Source organism: Actinoplanes sp. NPDC051633 (assembly GCF_040681735.1).
Classification (GTDB): domain Bacteria; phylum Actinomycetota; class Actinomycetes; order Mycobacteriales; family Micromonosporaceae; genus Actinoplanes.
This window is the reverse complement of sequence record NZ_JBFAZH010000198.1, coordinates 1-9,042: the sequence shown is the minus strand read 5'-3', so window position 1 is coordinate 9,042 and position 9,042 is coordinate 1. Positions and strand designations below refer to the sequence as shown.

Below are 9,042 nucleotides of genomic sequence, written 5' to 3'. Positions count from 1 at the left end.
GGCCAGCCCGGCCATCACCAGACAGGCGGCGACCGGCCCGGCGAAGCCGGCGACCACCCCGGCCAGGGCGGGCCCGGCGATCCCGGCGATGTTGTACGTCAGCGAGTCCACCCCGAAGGCCCGGGCCCGCGACCCCGGCGCGGTGAGCCGGGACAACTGACTGCTCAGCCCGCCGGTGAGCGCCGGCCCGCACGAGCCACCCAGCAGCACGACGAGCACCGACAGCCAGAACGGCACATGGCCGAGGGTGACGGCGGTCAGCGCCAGCGACAGCGCGAACCCCAGGGCCAGAGCACCGATGACGAGCGCCGGCCGCCGTACCCGGTCGGCCAGCACGCCGACACCGGGCGCGGCGAGAACATGCGGCAGCATCAGCCCGGCGACGAGCAGCCCACCGGCGCCGTCCCAGTCGATCCGATCGAGCGCGAACACCAGCAGCGCGATCCGCGCACCCTCGTCGGCCAGCCGGACGGTGACGGCCCCGACCACGTACGGCATGAGGCGAGCGACAGGCACGACCGGAAAGCCTAGCCAGCACCACCGGCGACCGCGCGTTATTAAGGACGGCCTAGCGCTGACGGATCCGCAGGAAGGTCACCGAGTTCGCCGGGAAGGTGTGGGTGAAGGTCGGCGCGATCCCGCTGACCGTCGTGGTCACCGGAAGGACCGGCTGGGAGGTCGCCGTGTTCTGGGCCGCCGGGTCGCCGGCGATCACCGTCCGGGTCGCCCGCGCCGCGACCCGCCGGCCGCCGAGGTCGATGGCCGTCACGGCCGGGGAGGACTGCGCGTTCACCACCTTGACCAGCAACTCACCGGTGCCGGAGTCCGAGGTCACCACCTGCGCGAACGGCTCCGACGCCCGGTTGTCCGAGACCGACCCCCACAGCTCACCGTCGACGAACAGCTGCGCCTGCGTTCCGCGTACCGAGATCTTGAGGTTGTAAGTCCGGCCCGTCTCCACGCGATCCGGCCGGGTGAACAACTGCTCCTTCGCCCCGTCGGTCATCTTCTCCACGGCGCCCTGCGTGTTGTTCCAGCCGCCGAGGTTCCACCAGTACAGGTTGTTGGTGTCCTTGACCCCGAAGGCGATCAGGAACCCTTCGTTGCCGGCCGTCTTCGTCGCCGTCAGGGTCATGTCGTAGTCGCCGAGGTTCAGGTCGCGGACCGTGGTCAGGGCGTTCTCCGCGGCGGTGTCGGTCTGCGCGTACGCCCCGTCGGTCACCGCCCAGTTCCCGCGCACCGGCGACCACCGCGCGGCGCCGGCCGAGAAGTCTTCGCTGAAGACCTCGGTCCCGTCGGGCGTGGTGACCCGGATGTCGTCATAGCGGGCCGCCGTCGCCCACGTCGACAACCCGATCGAGCCGGTGATCGGCTGCGGCTCGACCACCGCGCCGGTGGCCCGCGACGGCACCACCCGGTCGCCGACGTTGTTCATGAAGAGCTTCTGCACCTGATAGCTGGCCGAGCCCCACGAGGCGTTGTTGTCGAAATAGATCATGTCCGGCGTCCACTGGGTGTTGTCCACATGGGCCAGCAGCGGCGCATACGAGGCCATCCGCACGACGTCGGCGTTGCGTTCCAGGCCCGTCATGTACGCCGCCTCGGACAGCGCGTTGAACAAGCGGTGGTTCTGCGACGCGTACTCGCCGAGGAAGACCTTCGGCCCGGCGCGGTCGTAGCTGTCGTAGCGCCGGTTGTTCTGCAGGAACCATGCCGGGCTGTTGTAGTAATGCTCGTCGACCATCGCCGTGCCGGCCTGCCGGTTGAGTGCCCACAGCCGGTCGAAGGTCACCCCTTGGTCGTCGGGCCCGGTGTTGCCGATGACGGTGATCGACGGGTACGCCGCGTTGATCGCGGACCGGAAGCGCAGGAAGTTGGCGAAGTACTGGTCCGGCAGGTTCTCCTCGTTGCCGACCGCGACGTGGGTCAGCCCGAACGGTCGTGGGTGTCCCATCCGCGCCCGCAGCGCACCCCACGTCGAGGTCTTCGGGCCGTTGGCGAACTCGATCAGGTCTAGCGTGTCCTGGATGTGCCGCTGCAGCAGCGCCTCGTCCTCGGTCGCGCGGTTCTGCCCACACCCGGTGACCAGCGCCGGCACGACGGGCAACGGCATCGCGCCGATGTCCTCGGAGAACTGGAAGTACTCGTAGTAGCCGAGCCCGTAACTCTGGTTGTAGCCCCAGAAGTTGGCGTTGGTCGCCCGCGTCTCGACCGGCCCGACGGTCTCCTTCCACTGGTACGCGCGCGCCCGCGGATAGTTCGAGGCCTCGTCGTATCCGTACATGCTGCCCGTGTTGACCAGGCAGCCGCCGGGGAAGCGTACGAAGCCCGGGTGCAGTGCCTCCACCTTCTCGGCCAGGTCGCGTCGCAGCCCGTTCGCCCGCCCCCGGAAGGTGTCGCGGGGGAACAGCGACACCATGTCGACCGCCGCGTCGCCGCTCGTGGCGACCGTCAGCCGCCCGGCATCGGAACCGGCCGTGGCACGCAGGACGCCGGTGTGCTTCGTCCACGCGTCGCCATGCGAAGCGATCGACAACGGCCGCGCCAGCGCCCGGCCGGTCGCGTCGTGCAGTGTCACCGTCAGCGAGGCTTCGCCGCGGGCCCACACCGAGAAGTCGTACCTGGCGCCGGCGTCGACGGCGATGCCGCCCGAGTAGCCGCCGTTGGTCACCGACGAGCCGGCGGACAGTCGCAGATAGCTGCGATTGCTTTCGTTCATCCGGCCGTCGTCCTCGGCGACCGTCGCCGTGCCGGACGCCGACCAGCCGGTCAATGCGGTATAGGCCGGGTTGTCCACCGGCCGGAACTCGAACGACCTGTTCCGGACCAGTTCGGCATAGAGACCGCCGTCGGCCGCCGAGTTGATGTCCTCGAAGAACACGCCGTACATGCGGTCGTTGATCTGCGGGCCGTCGGCGGCGGAGTCGACCGTGATGGTGTACGCCGGAGCCGCCGAGGCCGGCGACGCGACAAGCAATGGGACGGTCACGAGAACGGCGGCGAGAAAGCGCATGCCGGGAGCCTAGTGCGGCCCCCGGCGATCATGGACGGGCATCAATGCCCTGTTTGCGAACGCGCCATCTCGAATTACGAATCGGCGATGGTCAGCGGAATGGTGGACTTTCCCTCGCCGAACTCCACCTCCATCTTGTACGTGCCCGGCGCGGGCCACCGGATCTTGAACGCGACCTCGGTGTCGGTGATCTTCTGCTTCCGGTAGAAGGCCTGGATCGGACCCTCGTCGGCGGCCACCACCGAGCCGTCCGGCACCCGGAGGATGAAGTTGCCCTGGTCGACCGCCTCACCGGCGGGCATGGCGACGGTCTGCTGCATGTCGAGGTAGCAGACGACCGCCCGCATGTCCTTCTCGACCTGCTCGTGGTCGGAGGGGAAGTAGCCCTCCAGCGAGCACTTGTTCCAGGTGACCTTGCCGTACTTGGTCGATTTCGAGATCGGCTTGTCGAGCAGCACCGTCGGCGCCAGATCCACCAGCTCACCTCCGGCCCCGAACGGGACCACCGCGTTCACCGACTTGCTGTCGCCCACCTGCAGCTCCGCCGCGGAGAGATCGCCGGGCTCCTGGTCGGTGCCGATGAGCTGGAAGTCGACGGTCGTCTTGCCGGTCTCGCCCGCGGGCACGGTGCGAAGGTCGTCGTTGAACCGGCCCTCGAGGAACTTGCCGTTCGCCTTGATGGTGAAGGTCGGGCTGCCCTGCACGCTGGTCGGGCTGACATTCTCCACCGTGGTGTCGATGGCGAGTTTCGCCTCCGGATACTCCTTCGCCGGGTCGTAGGTCAGCTTCCCGAACGTGAGCTTCATCCCCGAATACCAGACCGTCTTGTTGATGTCGAACGACTGCGTGCCGGCCGGCGCATCCCCCTGCCCGGCGCTGGCGTCCTCATTGCCCGAGGCGTTGCCGAGGCCGGAGTTGCTGCCCGCGTCCCCGCCCTCGTCCTTCTTTCCACCAACCACTCCACAGGACGCCAGCACCGGGATCATCAGTGCGGCCACCAGTGTCGTGCTTGCTTTTCTTGCCATTCTACCGGCCCCCTATTGCCCGAATCGCCGGCCATGGCGTCCATGCCACGGCGAACGGCGGACTGCAGGGTTGCACACCAAATGCAAGAAAGCTCGTCCAGGCAATGACTTAAGGCAATCTTAAAGTTTCATCTGGAGCCATTCTAAAAAGCATTCACAAGAAGGTTTGCTAACCACCTGCCATTGCTCCGACGACGAGGTACGGCTCTTTCCCGGTGACGACCGGCTGCGGCAGCGGCGCGTCGGGGGACTCATTGGACAAGTCCTCCTCGCACGCGAAGAAGCGCACGAGCGGGCGGCGCTCGCCGGTGCGCCTGTCCCGCATCGTCCCCAGCAGCATCGGATAGCGACCCTCGACCGCGTCCAGCACCGACCGCTGGGTCACCGGCTCGTCGACCTCCACCGAGATCTCACCGGTGACCCGGGCCAGGGTGCGCAGGTGCGGCGGCAGCACCACTCGGATCACGGCAGCACCTGGGCTTCCACCGACAGCACCGTGGGCAGGTCCCGCACGATCGGCGCCCACGAGTCGCCGCCGTCGGACGACCCGTACACCTGCCCGCCGGTGGTCCCGAAGTAGATGCCGCAGTCGTCCAGCGTGTCCACCGACATCGCGTCGCGGAGCACGTTGACGTAGCAGTTCTCCTGCGGCAGGCCGTTGGTCAGCGGCTCCCACCGCTCCTCGCCGCCGCGGCTGCGGTAGACGCGCAGTTTGCCGTCGGGAACGTAGTGCTCGGAGTCGCTCTTGATCGGCACCACGTAGACCGTCTCGGGCTCGTGCGCGTGCACCGCGATCGGGAAGCCGAAGTCGGTCGGCAGATCACCGCTGATCTCCCGCCACTGTTCACCGGCGTCGTCGGTGCGCATGACGTCCCAGTGCTTCTGCATGAACAGCGTCTCGGGCCGGCTGGGGTGCTGCGCCAGGCGGTGCACACAGTGGCCCACCTCGGCGTCCTCATCGGGGATCCCGCCGGAGCGCAGCCCGCGGTTGATCGGCTGCCAGGTCTGCCCGCCGTCGTCGGTGCGGAAGGCGCCGGCCGCGGAGATCGCCACGAAGATCCGGTCTGGCCTCGCCGGATCCAGGATGATCGTGTGCAGGCACAGGCCGCCGGCGCCGGGCTGCCACTGCGGGCCGGTCGGATGGTTACGCAAACCGGTGAGCTCGGTCCATTTCTGACCGCCGTCGGTCGACTTGTACAGCGCGGCGTCCTCGCCACCGGCATACACGGTGTCGGGGTCGGTCCGCGACGGCTCGAGATGCCAGATCCGCTTGAACTCCCACGGACGCGGCGTCCCGTCATACCAGAGGTGGTCGCCGACCGAGCCTTCGTACGCGAAGTCGTTGCCCACCGGATCCCAGGTCGTGCCGCCGTCCTCGGACCGATGGATGACCTGCCCGAACCACCCGCCCGAGGCCGACGCCCACAGTCGATCGGGCGCGGCCGGCGACCCGTTGACGTGATAGACCTCCCAGCCGCCGAAATGCGGCCCGCTCACCTGCCAGTCCTTGCGGGCGGCGTCGGACGTGATGGTGAACGCGCCCTTGCGCGTACCCACCAGAAGCCTGACCTTCGTCATCTCACAAACCCCCTTGTCTGCAGTGTCTGCATCTTGCCCCACCCCACCGACATTTCCGCGGGAAGCTACATTCGTCGTCGTGAGGCGCCGCCGACTGTTGGAGATCGCTACGGCCGGTGCCGCCGCCACTCTGGCCGGGTGCACGACGCCCGGCGACGAGAGCCCGGCCGCGGCGCCGCGCACTGGGCCGCCGTCGTCCGCGGCGCCGTCCGGGCCGGCCCTGCCGTCGATCGTGCCCACCTCGAAACGTCCGACGACCGGCCCGATCGCCCAGCGCGTGCGGTTCGGCGCATGGGCGAGACAGGGGCACGGCCTGGTCGACGACCACGTCCGGCTCGAGGGCCTGCTCTACACCAGGCTCCCGGTGTTCTCCTGGTTCCAGTCCTTCGGCGCGTGGGACACCGGCACCGCGGACCGGATCGCGGCGATCCGCCCCGACCAGCCGTACGACAGCATGCTCTGCTGGGAGGCCTTCGGGGTCCCGTTCGAGAACATCAACCGGGGCCTGCTCGACCGCTACTTCTCCGACTATTTCGTCGCCGCCAAGCGCTACCCGGGCCGGGTCATCATCCGGCTGTTCCACGAGAGCAACGGAAATTGGTATCCGTGGGCCGCCGCCAGCCGGAACGCGACGGTGAACGGTCCGAACGACTGGAAGCGGGCGTGGCGGCGGATCGTGGGGATGGCCCGGCGGGTGCAGGCCGGCAACGTCTTCTTCATGTTCTGCCCCAACCACATCGATATCGGGAAGTACCGCGCCGAGGACTACTGGCCCGGTCGAGAGTGGGTCGATGTGATCGGGGTGGACGGGTACAACCAGGAGTGGACGGCGCGGGGTAAACCGCGGCACGCCGCCGAGCAGATCATCGCGCCGATGTACCACCGGCTGACCAAGCTGCACCCGACGGCCGAGTTCATGGTCGGCGAGATCGGCTGCGCCCCGCACAAGAACAAGGCGTTCTGGCACGAGGCGCTGTACGAGTCCACCCGCTTCCCGCGGCTCACCCAGATCGCGTTCTTCCACGAGAGCAAGGGCGAGAACTGGCGGCTCGACTCCGACCCGGACACGTTGCGGATCAACCGCCAATACCTCGCGCCGCAAGCCCTGGAATAGGTCGCCAGTTCCTATCCGCCGGTGTAGGCGGCGAAGGTGCGGTCGGCCATCCCCCGCGCGGTCTCGGGGTCGGTGCCGGCGGCGACGTTCGCCGCATACCAGGACTCGCTGCTGCGCCGCCAGAAGTCGCGGCCCTCGTCGGTGCCCATCCAGGCCGCCACCGCCTCCTTGTCGACCTCCCGGTCCGGCGCGGACAGGTACAGCGACAGGCCCAGCAGACCGCCGTCCCAGCCCAGCCCGGTGGCGCCCGGCCCGAACTGTGCCCAGAAGTCGGGGTCGGGCACGCCGGAGTGCACCAGCTCCAAGCGTGTGTGCTCCTCGTCGACCGCGGTCAGCCGCACGGTGAGGTCGCTCGAGGTGTCGCCGTACTCCCAGGTCGCGGAGAACTCGTGAGGCCGGTCGCAGCGGGTGATCGTGCCGCCGGCGTTGCCCTCGAGCTGGTAGTGGCCGCCCTCCTTGAGGTCGCCGGTGATCGGCAGGAACCACCGCGGGATGCGCTCGGCGCTGGTCACGGCGTCCCACAGGTCCTCGATGCCGGTCGGGTAGACCCGGCTCATCGTGGACACCCGCGCGTCGCCGGCCGTGCCGACGGAGCGGGAGACCGCATCGATCTCGGTCTTGACGTCAATCATGGTCGTTCTCCCGGTCTCGTGGAGCGGCCAGTCGCCGCTCTCGTTTTCCCCGCGCGACCTCGGTGGCCAGCGCGTCCAGGTGCGGCGTCCACAGCTGCCGGAACCGGCTCAGCCACTCGTCGGCCTCGCGCAGCGCGGTGTCCTGCACCGCGTACAGCCGCCTCGTGCCCTCGGCGCGCACCGTCGCGAAACCGTTGTCGCGCAGCACGCGCAGGTGCTGGGAGACGGCCGGCTGCGTGATGCCGAACTCGGCCCGGATGATGTCGGTGACGGCGCCGGAGGTCATCTCGCCGTCGGCGAGCAGCTCCAGGATGCGCCGGCGGACCGGGTCGCCGAGGACGTCGAACGCGTGCACGGCCTCAACCTATCAGCGTCATCTTATATAAGGCAAGCGTGACTTAGCTGTCCGGCCGGGACTTGAGTAGTACCAACGTCTTGATTCTGCGTCGTATGGATCTCAGAGTTATGCAGATCAGACGGGTCAGGGCAGGATGCATCCGGACATCTAAATGAAGGGGACCACGGTAATGGCGGAGATCCATCACCTGAGTCATGGATGGGTTACGCCCACCGTCAGCTATGCACTCTCGGTGCTCGGGTCGTTGCTCGGCCTGGTCTGCGCCGTCCGGCTGCGGAAGGCGCCCACCGGTGGCGGACGGATCTGGTGGTTGAGCCTGGCCGCGGTCGCGATCGGCGGCACCGGCATCTGGACCATGCACTTCGTCGCGATGCTCGGCTTCGACGTGGTCGGCTCGCCGATCCGCTACGACGTCGGCCTGACGGCGGCGAGCGCGATCATCGCGGTGGTGGCGGTCGGCATCGGCCTGTCCATCGCCCTGCTCGGCACGGGAGCCCGGCGCCTCCGGATCGTGATCGGCGGCGTGCTGGCCGGCTTGGGCGTGGCGGCGATGCACTACACCGGCATGGCGGCGATGCGGCTGGACGGCTCGATCGACTACAGCACCACCCGGGTGGCGATGTCGGTGGCCATCGCCGTGGTCGCGGCGACCGTCGCGCTCTGGCTCACGATGACCGTCACCAAGCCGCTGATCATCTTCGTCTCCGCGCTGATCATGGGGATCGCGGTCAACGGCATGCACTTCACCGGCATGTCGGCGATGTCCGTGCGCACCCAGGCCCCGATCACTCCGCTCGCCGGGGCCACCGCGTCGCAGCTGCTCATCCCGATCGGCGTGGCCGTGATCTTCGGTGTGCTCGGTCTCGTCTACTCGTTGATGGCGGCGCCGACCGAGGAGGACCGCGCGGGCCTGGCGTACATCGCGGCGCGTCAGGAGGCCGCGATGCGGCCGGGAGCGCCGGCGCCGGCTTTCGGGGGTACGCGGACGCCGGCCCCGGTCCCGCCGCCCCGGCCCGTCCAGCCGGTCCAGCCGGTCCACCCCGCTCAATCCGCTCAGCCGTCCTACCCGCCGCCGGTGGTCACGCCGCTCCCGCCGAGCAGCGGACCGTCGCTGGGGGAGCGGCTCAGCTCGCTGCAGGCCGACCTGGCCGCGGAGGAGGAGGCGGACGACGGCCCGTTCATCCCGGGCCAGCGCGAGCCCGGCCCGCGCCGGATGCCCACCACCGACAGCAGCTGGACCTTCCGCGACCGCGCCAAGAAATAGCCGCGACCGCGCTGACAAACAGGCCGAAAAGCTCTCCAGATCGACGGGCGGCGGATTA

Annotated in this window: 9 protein-coding genes; 2 read left to right on the top strand and 7 right to left on the bottom strand. The window is 68.9% G+C overall.

Annotated features, from left to right (window positions below; genetic code table 11):
- The 5 genes from AB0M20_RS14140 to AB0M20_RS14120 form a co-directional block, all read right to left on the bottom strand.
- Positions 1-516: MFS transporter (locus AB0M20_RS14140; RefSeq protein ID WP_364298001.1), on the bottom strand; the 516-nt coding region annotated here is incomplete at its 3' end.
- A 52-nt stretch (positions 517-568) separates the two neighbouring features.
- Complete coding sequence (locus AB0M20_RS14135; RefSeq protein ID WP_364297999.1) at positions 569-3,013, bottom strand: alpha-L-arabinofuranosidase C-terminal domain-containing protein; 2,445 nt, start codon at positions 3,011-3,013, stop codon at positions 569-571.
- A 74-nt stretch (positions 3,014-3,087) separates the two neighbouring features.
- Entirely contained in the window at positions 3,088-4,011 is a 924-nt protein-coding gene (locus AB0M20_RS14130) for a hypothetical protein (protein ID WP_364297997.1), read from the bottom strand.
- A 196-nt stretch (positions 4,012-4,207) separates the two neighbouring features.
- Entirely contained in the window at positions 4,208-4,504 is a 297-nt protein-coding gene (locus AB0M20_RS14125; RefSeq protein WP_364297995.1) for a MoaD/ThiS family protein, read from the bottom strand.
- Positions 4,501-5,616: a sialidase family protein gene (locus AB0M20_RS14120; protein WP_364297993.1), complete on the bottom strand. Its 1,116-nt coding sequence runs from the start codon at positions 5,614-5,616 to the stop codon at positions 4,501-4,503. The genes AB0M20_RS14125 and AB0M20_RS14120 overlap by 4 nt, the downstream gene beginning before the upstream one ends.
- Before the next feature lie 79 nt (positions 5,617-5,695).
- Between AB0M20_RS14120 and AB0M20_RS14115 the strand changes: the two genes are divergently transcribed.
- Positions 5,696-6,730, top strand: coding sequence for a glycosyl hydrolase (locus tag AB0M20_RS14115; RefSeq protein WP_364297991.1), 1,035 nt, complete (start codon positions 5,696-5,698; stop codon positions 6,728-6,730).
- Between the two features lie 11 nt (positions 6,731-6,741).
- Here AB0M20_RS14115 and AB0M20_RS14110 read toward each other — a convergent pair whose 3' ends face one another.
- Entirely contained in the window at positions 6,742-7,362 is a 621-nt protein-coding gene (locus AB0M20_RS14110) for an SRPBCC domain-containing protein (protein WP_364297989.1), read from the bottom strand.
- Positions 7,355-7,717: a metalloregulator ArsR/SmtB family transcription factor gene (locus tag AB0M20_RS14105; protein ID WP_364297987.1), complete on the bottom strand. Its 363-nt coding sequence runs from the start codon at positions 7,715-7,717 to the stop codon at positions 7,355-7,357. The genes AB0M20_RS14110 and AB0M20_RS14105 overlap by 8 nt, the downstream gene beginning before the upstream one ends.
- Before the next feature lie 172 nt (positions 7,718-7,889).
- Here AB0M20_RS14105 and AB0M20_RS14100 point away from each other — a divergent pair, with 172 nt between their 5' ends.
- Positions 7,890-8,984, top strand: a complete 1,095-nt coding sequence (locus tag AB0M20_RS14100; RefSeq protein ID WP_364297985.1) for an MHYT domain-containing protein — start codon at positions 7,890-7,892, stop codon at positions 8,982-8,984.
- The last annotated feature ends 58 nt before the right edge of the window (positions 8,985-9,042 follow it).

What these genes read in the sequence shown, in the direction of transcription:
- AB0M20_RS14110 (WP_364297989.1), bottom strand. Translation starts at nt 7,362, where the DNA reads ATGATTGACGTCAAGACCGAGATCGATGCGGTCTCCCGCTCCGTCGGC.
- AB0M20_RS14120 (WP_364297993.1), bottom strand. Translation starts at nt 5,616, where the DNA reads ATGACGAAGGTCAGGCTTCTGGTGGGTACGCGCAAGGGCGCGTTCACC.
- AB0M20_RS14135 (WP_364297999.1), bottom strand. Translation starts at nt 3,013, where the DNA reads ATGCGCTTTCTCGCCGCCGTTCTCGTGACCGTCCCATTGCTTGTCGCG.
- AB0M20_RS14100 (WP_364297985.1), top strand. Translation starts at nt 7,890, where the DNA reads ATGGCGGAGATCCATCACCTGAGTCATGGATGGGTTACGCCCACCGTC.